Below are 22,468 nucleotides of genomic sequence, written 5' to 3' on the forward strand. Positions count from 1 at the left end.
GATAGATACCAACCCTGAAATATAGCTCATTCCCATATAATAGTTTCCATTTTATTATACCACGGTTCTAGTTTTGAAGCAAAGTCTTTCTCGATATTACTTCGTTTAATTTTCATGGTAGGGGTAAGTTTATTATTTTCTACTGTCCATGGGTCTTTCAAAATAACAATTCTTTTTACCCGCTCATAAGGCTTCAATTGAGGATTAAGACTATTCAAGGTGGCTTCCAGACTTCCTTCTATGGTCTTCGTAGGTGTTTCTTTTCCCAAATCTGATAATACTACCAACGCAACAGGTTGGGGTAAATGATTACCTACTACACAAATCTGTTCTATGAAATTATTGTTAGCAAAGCCAGCCTCAATTTGTGCAGGAGCTACGTACTCGCCTTTCGAGGTTTTGTACATTTCCTTTACACGGCCTGTTATTTTTAAATAGCCTTCTTCATCTACTTCGCCAACATCTCCGGTATGAATCCAGCCTTCCGAATCAATTGTTTCGGCCGTCATTGCTGGTTCCTTATAATAACCTGTCATGTTCCACTCAGAGCGAGTGCATATTTCATTGGTTGCGGGTAAAAGTTTTACCTCCATACCCGGATACAGCTTTCCTACCGTGCCATCTTTAATTTTCTCGCGGGGCATCATACTTACCGCACCCAGATTCTCCGTCATGCCGTATGCTTCCTGAATAATAATCCCGATATTTCTGAACCAACGAATAAGTTCTGCGGGCATTGGTGCTGCCGATGTCAAAATAATAACTGTATCGTTCAGCCCTAGCCCTTTTCGTATTTTGGTTTTAATAAAATTATTAAGCAAAGGTATTTTTAAAAGTAAATCCAGTTTTTTCTGCGATAGTTTTGATAATACACCCAATTGAAACTTTGTCCAGATACGAGGAACAGCCAGAAAATGGGTAGGTCGGGCAGCCGCTAAATTCCGAGGGAAACTTTCGAGCGTTTCAGCGAAGTAAACCGTAGCCCCCGAAATTGTTGCTGCTGATTCGATTACGTTACGTTCGGCAATATGGCAGAGAGGTAGATACGAAAAAAAACGAGGGTTAGGGTAATCAAGTTTGGTATAATTACGTGTGCTATATACCCCTGTGGCTACGGCTTTATAGGTAAGCATCACACCTTTAGGATTTCCGGTAGTACCAGAGGTATAAATAATGCAGGATAATTCGTCCATTTGTGGAATATAATCTTCTTCTTGGGGAGCGTAATTTTCCATGATATAATCCCACTGAATGTGTTGCGACTGTGGGTTATATGTGGGGAACGAAATACATTTTACTTCATGAGGAATCCCACCTTCTATGCTTGGAGCGTTATCTAGCTTACCTACAAACAAAACACTACAACCACTGTGGGTCATAACCTGATTGAGTTGCTCGGCCGTTAAAGTGGCATAGAATGGAACAGAAACATGGCCTGACATTAAAATGCCAAAGTCGGCGATGAGCCACTCGGCACAATTTTTTGAAATTAGGCCAATATTACTTTTAGGCGGAAGATTCAGAGATTTCAGGTAAGAGGCTATTTTTTTGGACTGAATGCCTACTTCTTTCCATGAAAAATCTTTATAAGTATCACCAAAGGGTTGTTTGAGGTAAATTTTATCGGGTTGGTTTGTTTCCCTGAAATAAAAATATTCTAACAGGGTTTTGTCTGGAGACAGTTCCATAGTAGTGTTTAGTTAACAGGTATGTGATAGAGGTTCTTTAAAAATAATATAAAAAAACGAGATTATACTCATTGCAAGAACTTATCAATAATTTTATTTACAGCAAGCCTCCGGTTAACAAAAACGGCATGAAAACATTGGTTGTTTCATGCCATTTACACTGTTACACTCACTCTTAATGAGCCAATTATATTTTCTCCAGTATGCGTTCCATTGATACTTCGTATCCGATTTTCTCTTTTAACTGGCTGATAGCCACACGCTCTTGCGTCATGGTATCACGGTAACGGATAGTAACGGTGTCGTCTTCCATTGTCTGGTAATCAACGGCAATACAGTAAGGAGTACCAATTAAATCCTGACGTGTGTAACGTTTACCAATAGCCCCACCATCGTCATAAATCGTTTTGAACGAAGATTGTAACGATTTTGCTATCTGTTCGCCTTTTTCGGCTAAGCCATCTTTTTTTACTAATGGTAGTATAGCTGCCTTAATAGGGGCAAGAGCCGGATGTAGTTTCAGATACGTACGTTCTTTTTCATTTTCTCCTTCGCCAACTATTTCTCTTGTAAAAGCATTACAGAAAACAGCTAGAAATAGGCGGTCGGCACCCACCGAAGTTTCGACTACATACGGGATATAATTACCATAAGGCTTGCCGTTAGCATCAAGGTCGGCATCGAAATACTGTTGTTTTTTCTTTGAAAGTTCCTGATGGTTACGAAGGTCAAAGTCGGTTCTTGAATGGATACCCTCAATTTCACGGAAACCGAAAGGGAATTCAAATTCAATATCTACGGCAGCATTTGCATAATGAGCCAGTTTTTCGTGGTCATGGAATTTAAGTTTTTCAACAGGTAAACCCACTGCCTTATGAAATTGCAAACGGGTTTCTTTCCAGTTTTTGTACCATTCCATTTCAGTGCCAGGGCGCACAAAAAACTGCATTTCCATTTGTTCAAACTCACGCATACGGAAAGTAAACTGGCGGGCTACAATTTCGTTTCTGAACGCCTTACCAATTTGTGCAATACCAAAAGGCACTTTCATACGGCCTGTTTTCTGCACATTCAAGAAGTTAACAAAAATACCCTGTGCAGTTTCGGGGCGTAAATAAATAAGGCTGGCATCTTCAGCCACCGAACCTACCTGTGTAGAAAACATCAGGTTAAACTGGCGTACTTCTGTCCAGTTGGCTGTTTTTGAAATAGGACAAACAATGTTTTCGGCAATAATTAAATCGCGTACGCCTGATAAATCTTCTGCACTTAACAGCCTTCCCATTTCAGCCAACAAAGCCTCAGCTTTTTCGGTTTGTCCGGCAAGTGTATATTCCTCTGCTTTTCCTTCCAGTAGTTGGTCGGCCCGATAACGTTTTTTGCTATCTTTGTTATCAATCATAGGGTCGTTGAAACCATCTACGTGGCCCGATGCCTTCCATGTAAGCGGGTGCATAAAAATGGCGGCATCTATACCCACAATATTATCATGCAGTTGAGTCATGGCTTTCCACCATGCAGCTTTAATATTGTTTTTTAACTCTACACCGTTCTGGCCATAATCATATACCGCTTGAAGTCCGTCATAAATCTCAGACGAAGGGAATACAAAGCCATATTCTTTGGCATGAGAAATAATATCTTGTAATGAATTTGTTAGTGCTGGTTTACTCATTTACGTATTTTATAAATTGTCCGTTTTACTATTTAGCTGGCAATAAACTTAAGTATTAAGATGATTAAACCCGTTAATCGTTTGGCTTAAACTGTTTATATGCCTAATTACCTACTACATAATTAGCTGTATTGAATAGCTATTTTGTATCATTATCAGGTAGTAGCAATTATATTTTTGCAAAATTAGCAAATACCTTGCAAATACATCGGCTATCTTGTTATTTTTGGAATATTTCCCAGAAACTTCTCTCAATGCAACGATTGCTAAAATTTATTCGTGACTCTTTAAGTATGTCGGCCGCTGAGGCCAAAGGTGTAGTTACAGCTTTTGTTTTAATTTTTATAGCTTTACTACTTATGTGGGGGGCTGATTATTTTTTTAGTCAGAAACAACCAAGCCTCACTATATCGTCGCCCAAATTACTGGATAGCCTTACTCTTAGCCTTGATAAACAAATAAGTACCCATCAGGAAAAGCGCAAGGCAGAATACACGACCGATAACCATAAAAATTATAAACTTTTTAATTTTGACCCCAATACCGCTACTGTTGCGCAGTTGCAGGAGTTAGGATTGCCTCAGTTTATTGCTGAGCGAATTGAAAAATATAGAAATAAGGGCGGGAAGTTCAGAAAAAAAGAAGATTTAGCCAAGATTTACGGGCTTTATCCTGAAACGTATGAAAGGTTAGAGCCTTTTATTATGTTACCATCGGCCGAAGAAGAGGCTGGCCGTACTCCACAAACTGAGGCAACATCACAGTCATTGGCTAACGAGAAAACTATTGTTGCTCCAGTTAAAAAGGCAGAAACAATAATAAAATTTGATTTGAATACGGCTGATACTACTCAGCTAAAAACAATACGTGGCATAGGCTCTGGATTTGCTAAAAGAATTGTCAAGTTCAGAGATGCTCTGGGCGGATTTGCTAACCCAGAGCAAGTAAGAGATACCTACGGCTTGCCACAGGAAACTGCCGATGAGTTATTGAAATATGCGTATATCAAAGAAAGTGTAAAGAAACTCAGGGTAAATCAGTTATCTATTACAGAATTTAAACACCCTTATCTGAAATTTTTTCAGGCAAAGGCTATTATTGCCTATCGTGAGCAGCATGGTAACTTTAAATCAATAGAGGATTTGAAGCAGATAAAAGTGCTGGATGAAGCCACTATTCAAAAAATTGAGCCTTATCTGGAATACTAAAATATAAAAGGGGCGAAGCCCCTTTGTTACCTTGTATTTTTACAAATCCTGACTGACTCTTCAAATTTCTGCACTATTTCTTTTACCAGACTTTCGTCGCGGGTGTGTAAGGTAAAATTAGTTTTACTGTCGTTGTCATCGTCTTTCAGGTTGAACGAGCCACTCAGCCCATTATCGTTGCCAAAGCCTAATTTCATTTTTAGCCTGTCGGCGGGTACTGCCAACCTTAGCTCGTAGCCGTCTTTTTCGGGTGTATATGAAATTCTTTGTACGTCTTTCAGAAGCCACGAGAGTGTCATGCCAAAATCAACGTCTTTATCATGGGCATCAATATTCATGTTCATCTGGCAACCTTTAAACTTGAAAGAGGGTACACTTTCTTTGTCATTGACTTTAAGGTTTTTGCTTTTCTCTTCTTTTACAAGTTTGTCTAATTGCTGGCTGAGCCATTGGGTGTTGCGTTCAAGTGTTTGTGCAGAAACCATATTTGCGCCCATTAGAAGAAAGGCAATAATTAATAACTGAGGCTTTTTCATAATTATAAGAAGATTAAAAGTGTTTCTTGATTACTAGATGCAAATACTTGCAAGATGGTTGCGCAGCAAAAAAATAAGTTCTCTGTTTCCAGAGAACTTATCAATAAATATTGCTAATTAATATGTTGTATTTGCTTACATGAATCTGAAATTGTATGATAATGATACAATTGGCGCACCAAATACCACCAATTTATAGGCCGAAACAGCCGTGCCTTGTGTACGGATAAATACTGAGTAGGCGTTTTTCTTCCCATAAATATTATAAACGGTAAAGGTCCAGTTGCCTTTAAAGCGTTTGTCTTTCATACTTGGCTGATAAATGTTCCATGCAAAGTCAAGGCGGTGGTAATCAGGCAGGCGGGCATTGTTACGTACGCCATAGTAAGGATAACTGGTTCCCTGATAAATAATGAATCCTTCTGGCATAGTAAACGGCCGGCCTGTGCTATATGAGAAGTTAAACGAGAAATCGTGGTGCTTGCCTTGATTGATAATAACCGAGGCATTGAACGAGTGCGGACGGTCATAGTTAGCAGCGTACCATTTGCCGAAGTTAATTTGCTCACCAACAGTATTACCCTCCGAAACAAGGTTCATTGAGCGAGAATAAGTATAGTTAACCCAACCTGTAAGTTCCCCTTTTTTCTTCGAGAACATCATTTCTATCCCATACGAGCGGTTTTTACCTTGTAGTAACTGGGTTTCTGGATTACCATTTAGCAGGAAATCGGCCCCTGGTTTATAATCAATAATATTGTTGGTTAAGCGGTAGTAGCCTTCCAGTGAAACCTCAAATATATTACCCGGAAAGTTATGGAATATACCTGCGGCCATTAATGAACTTACCTGCGGACGAATATTTATGTCGGAGGTTTTCCAGCGTGAAGTGGGTAGGGGAGTAGTAGTATTAGTAACCACCTGCATATACTGGCGCATGATATTATAGCCTACTTTGATAGAGGTTTTATCATCAAGCGAATATTTTAGGCCCACTCTAGGCTCAAAACCACCATACGACTTGATAACTTTTCCTTTGGCATAAAACACAGTATCGCGTACCGACAAGGCATCTTTTGGCTCGCCCGGGGCATAAGTTTGTACATCGGCAGGGCCTAATGCAAAGAATTGCGAGTAACGCACACCTACCGAGAATGTAGTTTTAGGCGATAAAGTAATTTCGTCTTCTATGTGTACGGCTGTTTCGAGAGAATGTTCTTTTGGTGTTTTTAAGGCTAACACACTGCGGCTTGTTCCGGGTTGAAGTTCGCCGGGTGATATGTTATATACAGTGCCGCTGATACCTGCTTCAATGTTATGTTTATTAGAATAATAATTAATGTTTGACTTAACCTGTTTGTAGTTAATATCTGATAGAAGCACTACTTTATTATCTGTATTAAGCTCTGGAAGCAAGGTCTTGGGAATATAATAAGCCGATACGGCCGTAGTTTGCAAGTTTAATTTTGGATTGATGGCATAAAACCAACGCGCCGAAAAACTTCTGCTTCGGTAATCGTATTGGGTTGAGGTAGCGTTAATATTCCCGATTCCACCAAGTAATTCAGTCTGGAAGAAATCTTTGCTATAATAGCTTGAAGCCGTAAAAGTATTTTTATTATTGATTCGCCAGAATACTTTACCCACTAAATCGGCAAAGTTAGCTTTGATGTCGTCTAGCTTGGGAGAGGCAAGGGGCAACAAAAAATCATTGTATGAAGCTCGCCCCGACAACATAACTCCGAGTTTGTCTTTAATAACCGGAATATCGAGGGTAAGGCGGTTAGATACCAGACTGATACCGCCGTTCATCTTGAATTTATCGAGCGAAGGCTGGGTTAAAGTCACATCCATCACGGCAGCGGCTCTTCCGCCAAAACGTGCAGGTGTATTCCCTTTATAAACTTCAACACCCGAGGCTGCTTCCGACGGGAAAGCCGTAAACAAACCAAACATGTGTGTGGGGTTAAAAATCGGAATGTCGTCAAGCAGAAGCAAGTTTTGGTCGGTAGTACCTCCTCTGATATTAACACCGTTCGAGGCTTCTCCGACGCTAGTTACACCCGGCAGCATTTGTAAGCCTCTTAAAATATCAATTTCGCCAATAGCGGCCGGTAATTTCCGAAGGGTTTTTACATTTAGCTGATTTACACCCAGTAGTGGTCGTTGCACATTGGCTTCGACTCCTTTGCTGGAAACGATAACTTCTTCAAGTTCGTTTTCGAGCCTGCCTAACGAATAATTGCGCTTAATGTCGGCATTTACTTTGAAACCATCTCTTAACGGCCGATAGCCCACAAACTTGATGGTTACGGCGTGGTCGCCATAAGGAATTGCCAAATCGAAAAAGCCGTTTTCGTCCGTCACTGCTCCGAACTTCCCGAAGTCAACGTTTATTGATGCTTTTACAAGCGGCTTACCATCAATTGTATCGCGCACGTATCCGCTAAAACGATAATACACCTGTGCTTGTGAGGCGATACTTAAGAGTAGAAATGAACTTATAATATAAAGTTTTTTCATTGTTAAGAATGATATCAATTGATGGTGATAAATAATGTTTTATTATAGTTTGTTTTATCTTACTGTGTCGACCCAACCCTCTGGTTTAATCTTTGTGCGGGTGTTACTTTCAATACACGGCACCAAAGGCGGGCGGTCTAGCTCGCCAGTACCCGAGGGTTCAAGCACAATAGTGTGGTCCAGAAGGCCAACAGGCATTGCCTTGTTATAGGCATTGTTGCGGCTAATCCAGTATTTAACTTTTTTGATACTGGTTACCATAAAAAAACCCGCAACAGCTTCATTGTCGTCGCTCATATTTTTAACATTACCGATTAAGGCCGCCGGAGGAGTATCTACCAGCCCCCCGCTGTTCTGTACTTGGTCGGCAATTAGTTTCATATACCTATAAGCCTCCGGCGAAATAGATTGTTGCTTTATTTCTATCAGGCTGCCATCTACCTGATAATAAGGTATTTTGGCTACCAGTTTTCCGGTTATGGTATTGCCATTTGAGTAAATATCGCTAAATACATTCAGGTCTCTGTTAAAGAATAAGTCCCAGCAGTTGCCATCACAGTAATAATCAAACTGGGTATTTTCATAGCCTTTTTCTTCTCTGCAACCCGGAGGTTGTTTGGAAGTTCCTGTTTTCTGATACCTTCCATTCTGGCAGGTAGTGCATACACTCTGTTTTTCCCATAACTTCCAGCTCCACATATAATTGTTTTTCTCGTTAGCGGGGTCAGGGGTATCAATATATACATAATTGGCAGGGTCGTAGTCGTTACCTCTCGGAACCCCCTTCAATACAAACTCATCATACACCTTTGTAATGTCAGCTACTTTAATCAATGTTTCTTTCCCTGACTGATACTGGCGACCGTCGGCACGCTGAATAAATAGCTGATAGCTGCTGCCCTGCTTCGTACGGAACGAGGCCGGCAACGAATACACACCACCAGTGCCTTCTGTGAACGCAATTTTATCCTTATTATCTACTAGTAATTCAACTTTAGCTTTTAATACCGGATTCGCGTAAGTACTTCCTGAATAGCTCGTCGATTCAAATATCTTGATTGTCTGTTGTTCGTCAAGGTCTGTTAGGGTTGCATCTACTGTCAGAATAATACTATTTTTATCGAACGACGCCGAAAAAGGTTCTACACAGGAGCAAACCCACAGAAACATGGCTAGTATTAACAAACTTTTGGCTTTGGTCATAGACTTTCAATATAATAGGGTAATAAGTTAATTTAACCATCCTTCGGGTTTGGTAGGGGTGCGGGTTTTGCTTTCGTCACATGTGACCATTGGTGGGCGGCTGATATCAGCACCCATTGGCTCGTAATTGACAGGATGCCCTAGTAACCCTATCGGGCTAGCTTTACCTTCTCCGTTTTCGCGGCCTAGCCAATAACGTTGTGTAACTACGCTTGTTACCATAAAGAAACCAGCTACTGGTTCGTCAGAATCGTTCATATTCTTTACATTCCCGACAATAGCAGCCGGAGGGGTATCAACCAAACTGCCGTTGCTTTGTACCTGTTCGGCTAGTAATTTTAAATATTTATAAGCATCTGAAGAGATGGATTGTTGTTTTATTTCTACTAATGCTCCATTTGCCGAGTAATAGGGTATCTTGGCTACAAGCCTGCCAATGAGGGGTTTCCCGTTTGTGAAGATATCGCTGAAAACATTCAGGTCGGGGTTATAAAAAATATCCCAGCAAGCACCTTTACAGGCATAGTCATAAATTACTTCGGAGTAATTAACCTCGCTTCGGCATCCGGGGGTGGGTGTAGTAAAATACCTGCCTCCGGTGCAGGTAGCACAGATAGCCTGCCGTTCCCAGAGTTTCCATGACCACATATAGAAGTTTTGCTCATTGGCTGGGTCATCGGTATCAAGATAAATATAATTGCCCGGATAATTACCATTGATGGTTGAAATACCATCGGTCTTGAACTCGTCATAAAGTTTTTTTATAGCCGGAATACGAACCAGACGTTCTATATTTGACTGATATTGTTTGCCATCGGATTTTTGAAAAACTAACTGATACGTGTTGCCAACCTGCGCATGAAAAGAAATAGGCAAAATATATACCCCTGCTGTTTTTTCGGTCAGCGTAACCCGTTCAGTACCATTAACCACAATTTCAACTTTAGCTTTGGTTATAGGCAAAGAGTACACCAAGTCTTCAGTACTGATAGATTCCGTCAGTTTAACGCTTTGTTCGCCAGCCAAATCAGTAATCGTAGATTCAACAGTTAAGATTTTATTGCCAAGCCGTTGACCTAAATCATAAGGTTCAACACAGGAATAAAAGAACAGACCGATACTTAATAATATAAACAGACTTTTAGCTTTAAGCATTTTCATAATTTTCTTATAAATTGTTTTTTAATCAACCCATCCGGCAGGCTTCACGTTTGTACGATACTTGCTTGGCACACAAGGTGCTTGTGGTGGTCTTGGCGGTTCTGGTGGTTCAGAATTAGGTTCATAATGGAGTTTATGCCCCAAAATTCCGATAGGAACAGCGTTTGTAACTTTGGCGTTTTCTCGGCTTAACCAATACCTGAAAGTTCGTACACCCGATACCATGAAAAAACCGGCAACAGGCTCTTCAGGGTTTGTCAGGTTTTTAATATTTCCAATAACTGCTGCTGGTGGAGTATCTACAAGGCTTCCGGTATTCTGAGTTTGGTCAGCTAATAATTTTAAATATCTGTAAGCCGATTCACTAACCGATTGTTGCTTTATTTCGAGCAATGCACCGTCTTGTGCGTAATACGGAATCTTGGCTACAAGCCGCCCTGTAATTGTTTTACCATTACTGAATACGTCGCTGAAAACGTTCAGCGTAGTGTTATAAAAGATATCCCAGCAATTACCATTACAGGCATAATCGAAAAAGGGAATTTCTTTAAAATTATCTTCTCTTACACAATCTCCATAAGGCGGAGGTGAAACATAATATCGGCCTCCAGAACATGATTTACAGATAATCTGTCTTTCCCACAACCGCCATGACCATACATAATTGTTTTGCTCGTTGGCGGGGTCTTGTGTATCCAGATATACATAACTGGCGGCATCATAACCTATATTGGTTTTCTGTCCGTCAAGCCGAAACTCATCATAAACCTTTGTAATTTGGGGTACGCTGGTCATGACTTCTTTTGCTGATTCATAAGCAGTACCATCTGCTTTTTTAAAAACGAGCTGATAGCTATTACCTACTTTTGCCTGAAAACTCAGGGGCAACGCATAAACGCCCGGATTTTTTTCGGTAAGCAAAACCCGTTCTGAGCCATTGACTATAACTTCTACTATTGCCGCCTTTACAGGAAAAGAATACGTGACGCTATTTCTTGTAACCGATTCGGTAATATTGAATGTTTGTTCGTCGGTAGTATTAATTATTGTAGCGTCAACGGTAAGAATTTGTTTTTCACCAGAAAACCCTATCTCAAAAGGCTCTATACAAGAACACACCCACAAACCAATAGCAACAATAAACCAGATTCTTTTAAATTTCATTATTAAATACGGATAATTAAAGCTATGTGCTGTTGCTCAAGTTAGTTTTTTATTCAATCCAGCCGTCTGGCATATTTGGTGTACGGGTTGGTCCATCAATACACGGGTACCTAATGCTTAAAGTGGTTGTTATAGGTGTACGGCCTAAAAGGTTCACTGGTATAGCCTTGCCAATGCCATTGGTTCGGCTCAGCCAATATTTCAGCCTTACTGCACTTGTTACCGAGAATATACCTGTCACAGGTTCGCTTGGGTTACTTATATTTTTTATGTTTCCGATGAGAGGAGCCGGAGGTGTATCTACCAACGTACCTGAAGTTTGCGTTTGTTCGCTCATCAGCTTAAAATATCGATACGCCTGTGCCGATACACTTTGTTGAGTAATCTCAAGCAAGGCTCCATCGAACGAATAATAAGGTATTTTGCCAATTAGTTTTCCATAAACAGGTTTCCCGTTCGAATACACATCACTAAAGACATTAAAGTTTTTATTAGTCAATATTTCCCAGCATTTGCTATCACAATAAAAATCGTAATAGTCGGTGTGGCAAATGGTCTGCTTCTCCCAGAGCTTCCATGTCCACACATAATTATTGTCTTCGTCAGGGTTATCTTTAAAGTCTACGTATACATAATTGGCTGCTAGCCTTTTTTCTCCTTCTTTTATACCTTCTGCTTCAAACTCGTCAAATATTTTATCAATTGCCGGAGCGCGAGTGGTTTTTTCTTCTGTCGATTCATAAATTGTTCCGTCTTGTTTCTGAAACCTTAACTTGTAAGTAGTTCCTGGCTGCACACGAAACATAAAAGGGAGGGCATAAACGCCTGCCCGTGTTTCATTCAGGCCAATAGTTTCTTTTCCATCAATAATTATTTGGACGTTCAGATTAGAGACCGGAGTGTTATAAATATTTTTAAAAAAATTGTTGGTTTCGCTTATTCTGATGGTTTGTGTGTCGTCGATGTCTGTTAAGGAAGCGTCTACTACCATTATTTTCAGGTTACTGGGCAGGTTCACTTCATAGGGGCTCACACAGGAGCCTATTACCAGTCCTGTTACAATGGCAAGTATTTTTACGAATTTAAGCATTGTAATATATAGACACAGACTAAATAAAAGGTAATTATGACAAATATAATTATTCAAAGAGAGTTTTGAAATTAATAATGTCACGCATACACATTTAATAGATGAAACCCCACAATGAGCCGTTAAAAACCCAGATTTGTACTTTTATATTAAAAATCTATCTGGAAACTTAGCACAGGCACAAAGCCGTTGCCTGTTTTGCGGGTTTCTAGCTGATTTGAAACGCTATTGTATTGTACGCTTGTTACGTTGATGCGATTAGTGGCATTTTGTACATCCAACGATACAACAGTAGCATATTTATTGCGGTTAGTTCTGTAAGATACCCGCCCGTCTATTCTGAAATAGGCAGGAGCCTGAGCCGCGTAGCTTTCTTCTTTAAGCATCACATACTTTTTTTGTTCTGCCGATTTAGCTACATCTAAAGGCGTATACCTGAACCCGCCGTTATAAATAGACCTTGCTCCAACCTGAAACACCGAGCCATTTTTAAAAGTAAACTCACGCCCAAAAGTGAGTGCCGTGCTGAAAATATCGTTGAAAGATGAATTGTAGGTTTTGCCGTCAATAGTCTGATATTTAGCATCGAACAGGGAGCCTGTCATTAACAAGTAGTACTTTTTTGAAAAAAATCTTTCGACAGAAACATCAATACCATAATTTCTGCCTTTGCCTTTGCTGACTGTGGGAGTTTCGGGGAAGTTCTCGGCATAGTTGAGCATCCAGTAATTAGACCCACTCATAGGCTCAACAGGAATTTTATTCAGGAACTGGTAATAAACCTCGGTTGAGAATTTCCATAGGCTGGGGGTAATATAGTTATAGCTCAGAATGAAGTGGTTCGACCGTGGTAATGATAGCTTTTTATTAGGCTGTGAAGTACTGATTACACCTGCAATTGTATCTTTTTTAGTATAAAAATAAGCACTCATGGGTAATAACTGGCTATATAAGCCATAGGCAAAACTGATGGTATGTGCATTAGCCGAACGATATTGCAAAGAAAAACGAGGCTCCAGTGAAGATGTATTATTCAAAAACAGATGCATAAAATGAAGCCCGGTGTTCAGGGTTAGCCCTTTAGCTAAATTATGTACTATCTGTGCATAAGCCTGCGCAGTTTGAGTGGTGCCATTTCCACTGATTGAAACCTGCCTGCCCGCGTTAAGTTGATTAATATCAGTAACCGAATTACGTGGTGCAGTTTCTTTAAAAAAATCGAAATCAATATAATTAAAGATAGCTCCTGCTTTCAGGCGTGTTTTGTTGGTAAACTTGTAATTATAAGCTACCGAACCTGCCAGACGAAACTCCTTGTATTGTTGTGTTTCGTATCTGAACCGTACGTCCTGTAAATTAAGGGTATCAGAGCTACGTTTGATTAAACTTCCGATAACCGCAACCACATATTTTAAGGATGATTTCTCGTTAATATTACTGGTGTGCGTGAGACCGAAAGACCCCATATTGGCAGGTCTTACGCGGTCTTCCCAATTATCAGACTTCCCCAGTACACGTTTTTCGGGGTCTTCAACCGGAAAATAGTGTTCTGTGCTTAGCCCGCCCAAACCAAAAAGTGTCGTGGTTTTTTTGCCGTCTTTACTATGAAAAGCCACATTAAACGATAAATCCTGAAACAGATTGGTTACCCGTTCGCCTACCAGATAAAAACCCATCTGGCTAAGTAAACCCAGTGTTGAATATCTGTAATTAAGCAGGTAGGATGACCGACCCTTAGTGATAGGCCCTTCGGTTGAAAAATCAAGACCCAATAAACCTATTTTGGTGCGATACTCTCTTTTTTGCTGGTTACCTTCTCTGAACCTGATGTCGAAAGCTCCAGTAATGGCGTTGCCATATTCGGCGGGCATTCCACCTGTAAAAAAATCGGAGCGGCTCAGAAGTTGCGCACTGAAAACCGTGATTCCACCACCTCCAGACCCGGGCTGAGCAAAATGGTTAGGGTTCGGGATGTCGATTCCTTCCAAACGCCATAAAATACCAAACGGAGAGTTACCGCGGACAATAATTTTATTCTCGTTTTCGTCGCGACCGGGTTTTACGCCGGGATACGCCAGTGCCATGCGCCCGGGGTCATTAACCGACGCCGGAATACGCTCTGTTTCTTCTACCGTAAACGAGCGCGCACTTACAAACGCCAGATCATTTACCGGACGGCTGGTATTTTGTGAGGCCGTTACTTTTACTTCCTGAAGGTCGCCGGTAGTTTCGTTTAATTCAATGGTTAGTACCACTTCTTTGGCAGAGTTAAGAATAAACTCTTCGCTTGAGTAAGCCTCATAGCCAATAGAGGTACACTTTACCGAACGGCGGCCAATGGCAACGTTCGGAATAGAAAAAGTACCTGATGCATCGGTAATGGCCCCCTGAGTTGTGCCTGCAACCTGTACAGAAGCACCCACAATAGGCTGGCGGGTGATACGGTCAATTACACTACCCCTGACCGACTGGGTTTTGTTTTGCGCCAGAAGTGTCGATAAACTGATAAACAAGCAAAAAAAGGTACTTAAAAGTCTTATCATAGTTTTGTTAGGTTTTCTCAGGGTTATTGTATTGGGTTTTTATGAATAGAAGTTAAATGTAATAAATATTAGAAGTTTATGAAAAAGACATAACCCCATAAGACAAAAAAAAAGATTTATTTAGAAGGGTTTCTGAAAAAACGAATACCATTCAGGGTCTTTGAAATACTTTTGTGAGCGGAATAAAAAACAAAGCAATCATGAGCTAGAACCTATCTCAAAGATATTTTGGTGGTATTTAATCAAAATAGTGTGAAACCTCTTTGAAGAAACTTATCTTTAGCCCTCTAAACCAATCTACCTTCATCATGAAAAAAATTCTATGTTTATTATTAACTTATTTTGTGTTTCTGGATGTGTTTGCCCAACAGAGTGGTGCGCATATTTTGTCAGAACGTGAACGAGCTACTGTGATTGACGAAATACTGGAAGACAGAATGACAAACCTCCTGCCGCAATTAATGAGAAAAGAAGGCATTGATATGTGGATACTTATTTCAAGAGAATATAATGAAGACCCCGTGATGAAAACCATGTTGCCATCGGTATGGTTATCGGCTCGCCGGCGAACTATTATGGTGTTTTTTGATAAAGGCGTAAAAGAAGGAGTGGAGCGGTTTGCCATTGCCCGATACGATGTAGGCAACTTGCTAAAAGGAGCGTGGGATTTAGATACAAACCCCGACCAGTGGGATGCACTCGTGAAGGTAATCAAAGAAAAGAATCCTAAAAAAATCGGGTTGAATTTTTCAAAGTATTATGCACACGCCGATGGGCTTACTTATACCGAGCATGAGGAGTTTATGGAAAAGTTACCCGCCGACTTACAAAACAGGATTGTTTCGGCCTCTAATCTGGCTGTGAACTGGCTTGAAACCCGAACCGAAAGAGAAATGACAATATACCAACAGATTTGCCGGATTTCTCATGAAATTATACAAGAAGCCTTCTCCGATAAAGTCATTCAGCCCGGAATTACTACAACCGATGATGTTGTGTGGTGGATGCGCCAGAGAGTAACAGATTTGGGGCTGGATACATGGTTTCATCCGACGGTTGATATTCAACGGAGTGATAACGATGGCTTTGACCACCTACGCACTTTCTCGAAGCGCCCACAAAAACAGATAATCATGCCCGGCGATTTGCTCCACTGTGATTTTGGTATTACGTATTTACGGCTGAACACCGACCAGCAGCAACACGCCTATGTACTCAGGCCAGACGAAGCAGACGTACCTGAATACCTAAAAAAAGCCTTTAAGCAAGGTAACCAGTTGCAAGATAACCTTACCTACAACTTTAAAGCCGGCCTGACGGGTAACGAAATTCTGGCTAATGCCTTAGCCCAGTCGAAAAAAGATGGTTTGAAAGGAACCATATACACGCATCCTATCGGAAACCACGGGCATGCCGCAGGGCCAACCATTGGTATGTGGGATAATCAGGGGAAAACCATCGGTAGTGGCGATTATCCGCTTAATTTGCGAACGGCTTATTCAATAGAATTAAATGTTTCGGTTGATTTACCTGAATGGAAAAAACCTATCAGGATAATGCTTGAAGAAGATGGTTTTTTTGATGAAAAAGGATTCCGCTACATTGATGGTCGTCAGACAGAGATTATTCCAGTTCCGCGGCCTTTGAGGGGTGTAAAATAACCTCTTCATAAAAGAAATTGGTAAAGATAATTGCAATCTTTACCAATTTTGTCAATATGAATCCCAAAGCTAAAATACGCTGTTTTTTAAATTGCCAGAACTCTTATTTTAAACGGAACTCAACCTTTCCAACAAATACTTTTTCCGTAAAAAGCTCGGCTATATATACACCTGATTTCAGTTTTTCATCCAGTTTATATCTTAATGTTACACGTTGAGGGTTATTAGTAAAATCAACGGCTTTTGCCAAGTGTACTGTAACAGGGTTCATGACACCTTTTAAATCTACATTAACCAATTTAGCCTTTGCGTCCTTCAGGGGCTGTTGCGTAATATCTTTCAGGCTTAGGTAAACAATTTCGTCTGCGCTTCCTTTGGCTCCTTCGGGCAGGTCAAACATAATAGCTATTTCGCGCGCCCTGCGCCCTTTAACGGTCAGATTTTCCTTTCTTCGCATCACATCGACCCGAAAGGCATTGGCACCTAATAAGGTTGTGGTAGCCCCTGACTCTTTGGGTAAATAACTATTAGCGGTTCTATCGTCGTTCTGCCGTTTCAGGTCTTCATTTTCTCTTGTTAGCCTGTTGTTGTCAGCCCTGAGTTGTGCATTTTCCTGCTTTACGAGAGCTAATTCGTTACTCAAGGATTCTCTCAGTTTTTTCAGTTCGGTTACCTGATTTCTAAGGCTATTTAACGACTGATTATCTTTTTGTAAGCGACCTATTACCCTGTCTTTTTCTGCCAGTTTCTCATTGATGCTATTTAACGAAGCCGAAAGAGACTGGTTATTGGCTGTGGCTGCTTCAAGTTCTGCCGAAATGCTCTGTAATTCTTTCTGAAGATTATCGCGTACTACTTTAAGCGAGTCGGTACGCTTGCTAAGTACCTCATTTTCTTTTTTTAACGAACCTCCCAAGCGCCAATGGTAACCACCCCATAGTAGCGAAAGCAAGAACAAAATGCTAATAGCAGCGGCATAGGTTTTGGTCTGATGTTCTGATGGTTGTTGATTCATTTTTTTATAGATTTAGGAAAGCTGAATAATAAACGTATAGCGCTGCGAAGTTAAGTATTTTGTAAAAAAGCAAGTAAATAAAATAATGATTTATACCTGTTTTTTTCTTAACGGAAATCGTTTATTATCAAAAAGTAGTTTCAGTAGCGGGATATTCTTAACCGCATTACAATTTTAAGGCATAATTCTTTTCAGACCTGAAAATGTACCTTAATTCTTCGTTAGAAAAAAATTAAAAAAAAATAAACAGTTAAAATAAGACTTCAAGGCGTTGTATCTTTGGCTAAGAGTAATTCGTATATGAGTCCTGTAAAATAGTTCCAGATTCAATATCAGGTAGTTTTTTTACTCAACAGCACACTTTTAAGGCCACTTTGTTGACTGATATTAATAAAAAATTTATATATTGGAACATAAAGCAGGGCTTGCTCTGAAACTGAATAATAATAAAGCTTGTGAATGGAAATGTCGGCAAAAAAAATTCTGGTCATTGAAGATGACCAACGTATAGCACAATTATTAACGCGTGGACTGACTAACAAAGGATTTGAAATTGAGGTAGCTTATAACGGTACACTCGGGTTAAGACGTGCAGAAGCAGTTGATTTCGACTTGATTATTCTGGATATTAACCTTCCTGAAATGAACGGGTTTGAAGTATGTAAAAGCATTAGGTCGTTCAAACCTACCCTCCCGATACTTATGTTAACAGCCATGAGTGAAATTGAGGATAAAATTGAAGGTTTTGAAGCTGGGGCCGACGATTATATTGTGAAGCCTTTTGATTTCAGAGAACTATACCATAGAGTTCTTGTGGCTTTAAGACATAATAATACAGAGCCTGAAAACATAGGTAACTCGGTACGCATTGCCGATTTGGAGATTTTTCTGGATAGTAAACTTGTGAAAAGGGCAGGTAAAGAAATAAGGCTTACCGCACGCGAGTATGACTTCTTGTTGTTTTTAGTCAGAAATCAAGGCAGGATTATTTCTAAGCCAGAAATTGCAACCAATGTGTGGGATATTCATTTCGATACAGGTACTAATGTGATAGAAGTGTATATTAATATTCTGCGTCGTAAAATTGACAAAGGTTTTGAACCTAAACTGATTCATACCCGCCCCGGATTAGGGTACATGATTAGAGAGAGCGCATGAAAATACAAACAAAAATAGCCATTCAGTTTTCGATAATTGTAGCTAGTTTATTGTCATTGTTTTCATGGATAATCTATGAGCAGTCTGCCATGTATCGCGAAGAAGAGTTTTTCGAGCGGCTCAAAAATAAAGCACTTACTACGGCTTCGTTTTTTATTAAAGTTGATGAGATTGACCGTGCCTTACTTCGCATTATCGATAAGAATACGCTTACTACCTTAAATGAGGAAAAAATCCTGATTTTTTCTGATACAAATGAATTGCTTTATAGCAATATCGATGATATTGTGATTAATTATGATGCAAAACTTCTGGATGAAGTAAGAAAGGCAAAATATATTGAATTTACTGACAAACCCGAAAACGAATCGTTGGGGTTGGTTTATGACCTGAACGACCAGCATTATGTAGTGTTGGCTTCAGCATACGACAAATTCGGAAGAAGTAAGTTAAGGAACCTTCGTGATACCTTAATTACTGGTCTTATTATCGGGATTCTGATTACGATATTATTAGGGATTTTCTTTGCCGGAAACGCATTGAAACCAGTTAATATGTTTATCAGTAAATTAAGTACGATTACGGCAAATAATTTGCGTCAGCGCATTGAAGGGCATGATAGCAAAAACGAGATAGGTTTGCTGGCTTCGGCGTTTAACAAGATGCTGTCGCGGCTCGAACAATCTTTTGAATTGCAGAAAAGTTTTGTCTCGCACGCATCGCATGAACTTCGTACGCCACTTGCAGCCTTAAAATCGGAAGTAGAAATTAGTCTTGAAGAAAACCTAAGCATAGAACAACACAAAGGCATACTACGCAATATCCGTCAGGATATTAATCGTCTTATTAATCTTTCAAATGACCTTTTGCAAATTGTCAGGCCCTTTAAATCGCCATTGATTAATTTTGCAGAGGTTCGTATTGATGACATTATTTTTCAGGCACAAGATGAGCTAAGCCTTAGTAAACCCGATTACCGTATTATTGTAGAGTATGCGCAGGAACCTGAAAACGAATATTCGATTATTGTTTTTGGTAATGAGGCATTACTGAAAACGACCTTTATTAACCTGATAGATAATGCCTGTAAGTATTCGCCTATGCAACAGGCTGTAGTTATAATTGACTTCACTAAAACTCATACACTTGTGAGTATCAAGGATGAAGGAATCGGGATTCCGGCAGAAGATATTTCTAATATTTTCGAGCCTTTTTATCGTTCAAAAAATGCGCTTAATATTTCAGGTTTTGGCATAGGACTTTCGGTCTGTAATAAAATTGTAGAATTGCACAAAGGCAAAATAAGTATTGATAGTAAGCTGAATGAAGGAACAAAAGTTGTAGTGCAGTTGCCTAATGCCGATAATAACTGAGAATCACCTTTAATAAGGCTAAATACAATAATATTGTAGGTAATAGAAGATACTTTGGCCTTGCCCGACGGAATACCATTCCGTCATACGCTTGCACCAGTTTTTTATAAAAAAATCTTTAATTCCCATTTAATTTCTGTTTATGATGGTTTTAATGAACAGTGCTGACCTTTGATGCAGAAAGTTCGCCAAACAGGAGAACACATCCATTTAAACTACTAAGCACATGAAAAAATCAGTTTTGTTAGCAGCATTAGCAGTTGCTACACTTTTTGCACCAGCACTTACCTTTGCTAAAGGAGGAAACAAAAAACAAACCCCTAAAGCAGAAAAACAACACGAGAAATCAGCAGCTAAAGTAGAAAAGAAAGAAGCGAATAATGAGCAGAAAATGGCAGATGGCTCGAAAAAACACCATCATAAAAAAGGTAAAAAAGCAGCATAAGGTTTTTTGAAACGCAATAATAGGGGGTGCCTCACAGTAGGGCAGCCCCTATTATTTTTATATTCTGATACCTTTAGCATCAAACTGTTTTTTGATAGAGAAAAGCAGGTCCGACTTCATGGAAAACGCCTTAGTAGAAGATTTGCACCAGACACTGAGGCGCAGTGTAACCCAGTTGTCAGCCAAGTCAACCACCTGAACCTGCGCAGGAACAATATTTCTGGCCTTAACTTCAGAAATATCAGATTGTTGCGGGTCATAAAAATCAGGATGGCTCATAGCAATTTGCTTGAGCAAATCCATAGCAGCTTCAAGGTCTTGCGTAATAATTTTTATGTCGATCTGATTACAAACCTTATCGTCAATAATAGTTGAGTTTATCACGTAGTCGCGGGTGATAACAGCATTAGGCACTATGATGTGCCTGTTTTCAGCATTATTAATGACTGTGTACTGAAGCGTGATGTCGGCCACTATGCCATGATTCCCGTTTGGTAACTGAATGGTGTCACCGATGCGAAAAGGCTTGTAGATAACAATAAAAATACCGCTCACAATGTTTCCGAAAGTTTGCTGAGTAGCCAAGCCAATCACAACCGATAAAATTCCTGCGCTGGCCCACAAGGTAGTAGCCAGTTTCTCAAGACCCGGAATCAGGTGTAAGATAACAATAATAGCTAAGCCAAAAATAACAAAGCTAATAGCATTTTTAAGAAAACTAAAAGTAGTAGGATTGATACGGATATTAGCCGAAGTGATTCTTGCATAGCGGTTCAAGCCCTTGCGCGATAGCTGCGACAAAACCAGCGCGCCAATCAAAATCAGAACAATGCTTACCGAATGGAAGAAGTCAAGAAAGAAACCTTGCATAGTATTTGTGGATGTTTTTGATGCCACAAAAATAAACTAACCCTCCATAAATTACTAATATCTACTACTTTATAGTGCTTATTCTTTCGCCGAAACCACTTTTATTGATACAACTTCCCGTATCCAGCGGGCGTGTTTTTTATCTTTTGGTACTACCAGACGGAAAGGCCCCTCACCCTTAGGCAAAGGTTTGCCATCAACTTTATCAGCCAGCAAAATAATCTGGTCAGTAAATTCAGAGTCAAGTTCAGGCAATGCAAACACCACCTCATACCCATCATTTGCTTTTATAAGCAAGTATTTAGTCAGGTTTTTGCCTCTTAACTGGCCCCCAAGCGGAGTACCAGCCTGTTTCAGAATTTCAGCTACCAGCACACCACTGTAAAGGTGTTCTTTGCCGTCTTTATCTTTACCCGTTACTTCTGTTCTTGGTAAGTTCATTAAATCTTTTTCAGAAAGTGTCAGAGGTTTTTCAACTTCGCCCTCAACTTTTAGCATAGAAGCCGTCTGAGCAAAAACAGCGTTAGCTAGAAATATAAAAGTTAAAAATGATGCTAATAAGCAGAAGTGTTTTTTCATGAATCTTTGAATTTAATGATTGAAAAGTATATGAAAGAGATTTTTGTAAGGATTTGAATCGTTATGTTTTTTAAAATATAACGATTCAAATATAAATGGTTTTGCAGTAAAGACCATAAGTGCCGAAGTTTTTAATTCATGTCTGTTCACTTTCCGTTATTTTTGCCAGAGCCATTCATATATTATTTATCTTGAACAATATGCAAAATCTGGTGGAAAATCCTGAAAATATCAGAGTTGCCGGAACAATCTGGATTGAACGGGCCGACGGTTCGGAGCGTTTTCTGGGGAAAGGACGTATTCAGTTATTAGAGCTAATTATTGAGCAAGGTTCTATTTCAAAGGCGGCACAAGCCATGAATATGTCATATAAAAGAGCTTGGGATTTAATTACCTCCATGAATACGCAGGCAGCAAAGCCATTGGTGGTTACTCAAGTAGGCGGAAAGCAAGGTGGTGGAGCTTCGGTAACAGACGAAGGGGTTCGGGCTATAAACGAATACAAAGCCTTGCAACAACGCTTTCAGGAGTTTATGGCACTGGAAACTGAAAAATTAACTAATCGCCGCCAGTAGA

At 39.9% G+C, this 22,468-nt stretch carries 18 protein-coding genes; 6 read left to right on the forward strand and 12 right to left on the reverse strand.

Going from position 1 to position 22,468, the window contains the following annotated elements; translation table 11 throughout:
- Positions 1–26: 26 nt before the first annotated feature.
- Positions 27–1,688 (reverse strand): AMP-binding protein, encoded by a 1,662-nt coding sequence (locus WAA15_RS19185; RefSeq protein WP_337044446.1) that lies wholly within the window; start codon positions 1,686–1,688, stop codon positions 27–29.
- 187 nt (positions 1,689–1,875) lie between these two features.
- A complete protein-coding gene (locus WAA15_RS19190) occupies positions 1,876–3,363 on the reverse strand; it encodes a glycine--tRNA ligase (RefSeq protein ID WP_337044447.1) in 1,488 nt (495 codons plus the stop codon).
- A 254-nt stretch (positions 3,364–3,617) separates the two neighbouring features.
- Here WAA15_RS19190 and WAA15_RS19195 point away from each other — a divergent pair, with 254 nt between their 5' ends.
- On the forward strand, positions 3,618–4,571 hold the full coding sequence (locus WAA15_RS19195; protein WP_337044448.1) for a helix-hairpin-helix domain-containing protein: 954 nt from the start codon (positions 3,618–3,620) through the stop codon (positions 4,569–4,571).
- A 26-nt stretch (positions 4,572–4,597) separates the two neighbouring features.
- Here WAA15_RS19195 and WAA15_RS19200 read toward each other — a convergent pair whose 3' ends face one another.
- From WAA15_RS19200 to WAA15_RS19230, 7 genes are all read right to left on the reverse strand, one after another.
- Positions 4,598–5,107, reverse strand: coding sequence for a hypothetical protein (locus WAA15_RS19200; RefSeq protein ID WP_337044449.1), 510 nt, complete (start codon positions 5,105–5,107; stop codon positions 4,598–4,600).
- Between the two features lie 135 nt (positions 5,108–5,242).
- The gene (locus tag WAA15_RS19205; protein WP_337044450.1) at positions 5,243–7,630 is read right to left on the reverse strand and encodes a TonB-dependent receptor; all 2,388 of its coding nucleotides are present in this window, start codon (positions 7,628–7,630) and stop codon (positions 5,243–5,245) included.
- Positions 7,631–7,684: 54 nt separating this feature from the next.
- Positions 7,685–8,833, reverse strand: coding sequence for a DUF4249 domain-containing protein (locus WAA15_RS19210; RefSeq protein WP_337044451.1), 1,149 nt, complete (start codon positions 8,831–8,833; stop codon positions 7,685–7,687).
- 27 nt (positions 8,834–8,860) lie between these two features.
- Positions 8,861–9,994, reverse strand: a complete 1,134-nt coding sequence (locus WAA15_RS19215) for a DUF4249 domain-containing protein (RefSeq protein ID WP_337044452.1) — start codon at positions 9,992–9,994, stop codon at positions 8,861–8,863.
- A gap of 21 nt (positions 9,995–10,015) precedes the next feature.
- Positions 10,016–11,158 carry a DUF4249 domain-containing protein gene (locus tag WAA15_RS19220; protein WP_337044453.1) on the reverse strand — a complete coding sequence of 381 codons (1,143 nt, stop codon included), beginning with the start codon at positions 11,156–11,158 and terminating at the stop codon, positions 10,016–10,018.
- 49 nt (positions 11,159–11,207) lie between these two features.
- The gene (locus tag WAA15_RS19225) at positions 11,208–12,248 is read right to left on the reverse strand and encodes a DUF4249 domain-containing protein (protein ID WP_337044454.1); all 1,041 of its coding nucleotides are present in this window, start codon (positions 12,246–12,248) and stop codon (positions 11,208–11,210) included.
- 149 nt (positions 12,249–12,397) lie between these two features.
- On the reverse strand, positions 12,398–14,791 hold the full coding sequence (locus WAA15_RS19230; protein WP_337044455.1) for a TonB-dependent receptor: 2,394 nt from the start codon (positions 14,789–14,791) through the stop codon (positions 12,398–12,400).
- A 308-nt stretch (positions 14,792–15,099) separates the two neighbouring features.
- Here WAA15_RS19230 and WAA15_RS19235 point away from each other — a divergent pair, with 308 nt between their 5' ends.
- Positions 15,100–16,452 (forward strand): M24 family metallopeptidase, encoded by a 1,353-nt coding sequence (locus WAA15_RS19235; protein WP_337044456.1) that lies wholly within the window; start codon positions 15,100–15,102, stop codon positions 16,450–16,452.
- A gap of 103 nt (positions 16,453–16,555) precedes the next feature.
- Here WAA15_RS19235 and WAA15_RS19240 read toward each other — a convergent pair whose 3' ends face one another.
- Positions 16,556–17,467 carry a hypothetical protein gene (locus WAA15_RS19240; RefSeq protein ID WP_337044457.1) on the reverse strand — a complete coding sequence of 304 codons (912 nt, stop codon included), beginning with the start codon at positions 17,465–17,467 and terminating at the stop codon, positions 16,556–16,558.
- 465 nt (positions 17,468–17,932) lie between these two features.
- Between WAA15_RS19240 and WAA15_RS19245 the strand changes: the two genes are divergently transcribed.
- From WAA15_RS19245 to WAA15_RS19255, 3 genes are all read left to right on the forward strand, one after another.
- Complete coding sequence (locus WAA15_RS19245; protein ID WP_337044458.1) at positions 17,933–18,625, forward strand: response regulator transcription factor; 693 nt, start codon at positions 17,933–17,935, stop codon at positions 18,623–18,625.
- Positions 18,622–19,998: a sensor histidine kinase gene (locus WAA15_RS19250; protein WP_337044459.1), complete on the forward strand. Its 1,377-nt coding sequence runs from the start codon at positions 18,622–18,624 to the stop codon at positions 19,996–19,998. Before WAA15_RS19245 ends, WAA15_RS19250 begins: the two co-directional genes overlap by 4 nt.
- A gap of 226 nt (positions 19,999–20,224) precedes the next feature.
- Complete coding sequence (locus tag WAA15_RS19255) at positions 20,225–20,443, forward strand: hypothetical protein (RefSeq protein ID WP_337044460.1); 219 nt, start codon at positions 20,225–20,227, stop codon at positions 20,441–20,443.
- A gap of 57 nt (positions 20,444–20,500) precedes the next feature.
- Here WAA15_RS19255 and WAA15_RS19260 read toward each other — a convergent pair whose 3' ends face one another.
- Positions 20,501–21,313, reverse strand: a complete 813-nt coding sequence (locus WAA15_RS19260) for a mechanosensitive ion channel family protein (protein ID WP_337044461.1) — start codon at positions 21,311–21,313, stop codon at positions 20,501–20,503.
- Between the two features lie 78 nt (positions 21,314–21,391).
- Positions 21,392–21,892: a molybdopterin-dependent oxidoreductase gene (locus WAA15_RS19265; protein WP_337044462.1), complete on the reverse strand. Its 501-nt coding sequence runs from the start codon at positions 21,890–21,892 to the stop codon at positions 21,392–21,394.
- A 200-nt stretch (positions 21,893–22,092) separates the two neighbouring features.
- Here WAA15_RS19265 and WAA15_RS19270 point away from each other — a divergent pair, with 200 nt between their 5' ends.
- Complete coding sequence (locus WAA15_RS19270) at positions 22,093–22,467, forward strand: winged helix-turn-helix domain-containing protein (RefSeq protein WP_337044463.1); 375 nt, start codon at positions 22,093–22,095, stop codon at positions 22,465–22,467.
- Position 22,468 lies beyond the last annotated feature (1 nt).

It is taken from the genome of Emticicia sp. 17c (genome assembly GCF_037153985.1).
Classification (GTDB): domain Bacteria; phylum Bacteroidota; class Bacteroidia; order Cytophagales; family Spirosomataceae; genus Emticicia.

What these genes read in the sequence shown, in the direction of transcription:
- WAA15_RS19185 (WP_337044446.1), bottom strand. Translation starts at nt 1,688, where the DNA reads ATGGAACTGTCTCCAGACAAAACCCTGTTAGAATATTTTTATTTCAGG.
- WAA15_RS19190 (WP_337044447.1), bottom strand. Translation starts at nt 3,363, where the DNA reads ATGAGTAAACCAGCACTAACAAATTCATTACAAGATATTATTTCTCAT.
- WAA15_RS19195 (WP_337044448.1), top strand. Translation starts at nt 3,618, where the DNA reads ATGCAACGATTGCTAAAATTTATTCGTGACTCTTTAAGTATGTCGGCC.
- WAA15_RS19200 (WP_337044449.1), bottom strand. Translation starts at nt 5,107, where the DNA reads ATGAAAAAGCCTCAGTTATTAATTATTGCCTTTCTTCTAATGGGCGCA.
- WAA15_RS19205 (WP_337044450.1), bottom strand. Translation starts at nt 7,630, where the DNA reads ATGAAAAAACTTTATATTATAAGTTCATTTCTACTCTTAAGTATCGCC.
- WAA15_RS19210 (WP_337044451.1), bottom strand. Translation starts at nt 8,833, where the DNA reads ATGACCAAAGCCAAAAGTTTGTTAATACTAGCCATGTTTCTGTGGGTT.
- WAA15_RS19215 (WP_337044452.1), bottom strand. Translation starts at nt 9,994, where the DNA reads ATGAAAATGCTTAAAGCTAAAAGTCTGTTTATATTATTAAGTATCGGT.
- WAA15_RS19220 (WP_337044453.1), bottom strand. Translation starts at nt 11,158, where the DNA reads ATGAAATTTAAAAGAATCTGGTTTATTGTTGCTATTGGTTTGTGGGTG.
- WAA15_RS19225 (WP_337044454.1), bottom strand. Translation starts at nt 12,248, where the DNA reads ATGCTTAAATTCGTAAAAATACTTGCCATTGTAACAGGACTGGTAATA.
- WAA15_RS19230 (WP_337044455.1), bottom strand. Translation starts at nt 14,791, where the DNA reads ATGATAAGACTTTTAAGTACCTTTTTTTGCTTGTTTATCAGTTTATCG.
- WAA15_RS19235 (WP_337044456.1), top strand. Translation starts at nt 15,100, where the DNA reads ATGAAAAAAATTCTATGTTTATTATTAACTTATTTTGTGTTTCTGGAT.
- WAA15_RS19240 (WP_337044457.1), bottom strand. Translation starts at nt 17,467, where the DNA reads ATGAATCAACAACCATCAGAACATCAGACCAAAACCTATGCCGCTGCT.
- WAA15_RS19245 (WP_337044458.1), top strand. Translation starts at nt 17,933, where the DNA reads ATGTCGGCAAAAAAAATTCTGGTCATTGAAGATGACCAACGTATAGCA.
- WAA15_RS19250 (WP_337044459.1), top strand. Translation starts at nt 18,622, where the DNA reads ATGAAAATACAAACAAAAATAGCCATTCAGTTTTCGATAATTGTAGCT.
- WAA15_RS19255 (WP_337044460.1), top strand. Translation starts at nt 20,225, where the DNA reads ATGAAAAAATCAGTTTTGTTAGCAGCATTAGCAGTTGCTACACTTTTT.
- WAA15_RS19260 (WP_337044461.1), bottom strand. Translation starts at nt 21,313, where the DNA reads ATGCAAGGTTTCTTTCTTGACTTCTTCCATTCGGTAAGCATTGTTCTG.
- WAA15_RS19265 (WP_337044462.1), bottom strand. Translation starts at nt 21,892, where the DNA reads ATGAAAAAACACTTCTGCTTATTAGCATCATTTTTAACTTTTATATTT.
- WAA15_RS19270 (WP_337044463.1), top strand. Translation starts at nt 22,093, where the DNA reads ATGCAAAATCTGGTGGAAAATCCTGAAAATATCAGAGTTGCCGGAACA.